This is a genomic window from Aeromonas veronii bv. veronii (assembly GCF_000820225.1).
In the GTDB taxonomy this organism is placed as follows: domain Bacteria; phylum Pseudomonadota; class Gammaproteobacteria; order Enterobacterales; family Aeromonadaceae; genus Aeromonas; species Aeromonas veronii.
In genome coordinates this window covers 1-1055 of the sequence record NZ_CDDK01000032.1, presented here as the reverse complement: position 1 = coordinate 1055, position 1055 = coordinate 1, and the positions used below count along the sequence as shown (strand labels likewise).

General features: G+C 55.5%; 1 protein-coding gene. It reads left to right on the top strand.

Annotated features, from left to right (window positions below; genetic code table 11):
* A partial coding sequence (gene tuf / locus BN1139_RS14955) for an elongation factor Tu (protein WP_019446919.1) occupies positions 1-1055 on the top strand: 1055 nt, incomplete at both ends.

Below are 1055 nucleotides of genomic sequence, written 5' to 3'. Positions count from 1 at the left end.
ACCATCGGCCACGTTGACCACGGTAAAACCACCCTGACTGCAGCTATCACCAACGTGCTGGCCAAGCACTTCGGTGGTAAAGCTTTCGCCTTCGACCAGATCGACAAGGCACCGGAAGAGCGTGAGCGTGGTATCACCATCAACACCTCCCACGTAGAATACGACACCGCTACCCGTCACTACGCCCACGTAGATTGCCCGGGTCACGCCGACTACGTTAAAAACATGATCACCGGTGCTGCCCAGATGGACGGCGCGATCCTGGTAGTAGCAGCGACTGACGGCCCGATGCCGCAGACTCGTGAGCACATCCTGCTGGGTCGTCAGGTTGGTATCCCGTACATGATCGTGTTCATGAACAAGTGTGACATGGTTGATGACGAAGAGCTGCTCGAACTGGTAGAGATGGAAGTTCGTGAACTGCTGACCGAGTACGACTTCCCGGGTGATGACCTGCCGGTAGTTCGTGGTTCCGCGCTGAAAGCGCTGGAAGGCGACGCTCAGTGGGAAGAGAAGATCATCGAGCTGGCTGGCCACCTGGATACCTACATCCCGGAGCCGGAGCGCGCGATTGACCAGCCGTTCCTGATGCCTATCGAAGACGTATTCTCTATCGCTGGCCGTGGTACTGTAGTTACCGGTCGTGTAGAGCGCGGTATCGTTAAAGTAGGTGAGACCGTAGAAATCGTTGGTATCAAAGATACCGTTTCTACCACCTGTACCGGTGTTGAAATGTTCCGTAAGCTGCTGGACGAAGGTCGTGCAGGCGAGAACATCGGTGCACTGCTGCGTGGTGTTAAGCGTGAAGACGTAGAGCGTGGTCAGGTACTGGCCAAGCCGGGTTCTATCAAGCCGCACACCAAGTTCGAATCTGAAGTGTACGTACTGTCCAAAGAAGAAGGTGGTCGTCATACCCCGTTCTTCAAAGGCTACCGTCCGCAGTTCTACTTCCGTACTACCGACGTGACCGGTACCATCGAACTGCCGGAAGGCGTAGAGATGGTAATGCCGGGCGACAACATCAAAATGGTTGTTACCCTGATTGCGCCGATCGC